General features: G+C 65.2%; 2 protein-coding genes. Both read right to left on the minus strand.

The features are described from left to right. On the minus strand, positions 1-470 hold a 470-nt coding region (locus tag B7449_RS18090; RefSeq protein WP_048884007.1), incomplete at its 3' end, for a hypothetical protein. After that, positions 445-603: secretion/conjugation apparatus DotM-related subunit (locus B7449_RS24990; protein WP_456303607.1), on the minus strand; the 159-nt coding region annotated here is incomplete at its 5' end. The genes B7449_RS24990 and B7449_RS18090, both read right to left, overlap by 26 nt.

Here is a 603-nt window from a genome sequence, read left to right on the forward strand (position 1 = left end):
CGCTGCGTCATGATGCGTCGTGCGGCATCAATTTCCGCGCTCGCGGGGTGACCGTCGGGATTGCCGACCACATTCCCGTCGACCGGCATGCGCGCGCCCGGCACATAGGTTGAGCGGACCCCTGGCGCGCCTTCGTCCGTCATGGGCGCGCCGGAGAGCGGGGGTAGAATTGCAGGCGGCCGTAGTATGCCAGTGGGTCCGGTGTCGGGAACAGCGCGGTCGGAAACCATGGCCTGACGTGTGCCGATGATCAGGATGGCTGCCAGCCCCCCGGCGATGAGCGCGGGCAACGCTTTTTTCAGGCGCCAGTGCCGTGATGCTTCCGGTACCGGTAAAGTCGGGACCGCGCCGCTCGTCTCCATCTGCCTGAAATCAGATCCGAGATGGAGATGGAGGGGCTGTAAGCCTGTCTCGTCAAGTTCAATGGTGATGGGAGCCCGGCCATCAGCGTGCAGGATGATACGGGTCATGGGAAGATCCTTGTGCTTCGGGTATCGGGCGCAGGATGGCGAGTGCGTTCTCAACCGCAGGGATGTAGATCGGACGCTGGTAGCGCCGCTCTTCGCTCCAGTGCGCACGCGCGCCGGCGGCCTCGATGCGGGG

Source organism: Komagataeibacter intermedius TF2 (assembly GCF_000964425.1).
GTDB lineage: Bacteria > Pseudomonadota > Alphaproteobacteria > Acetobacterales > Acetobacteraceae > Komagataeibacter > Komagataeibacter intermedius.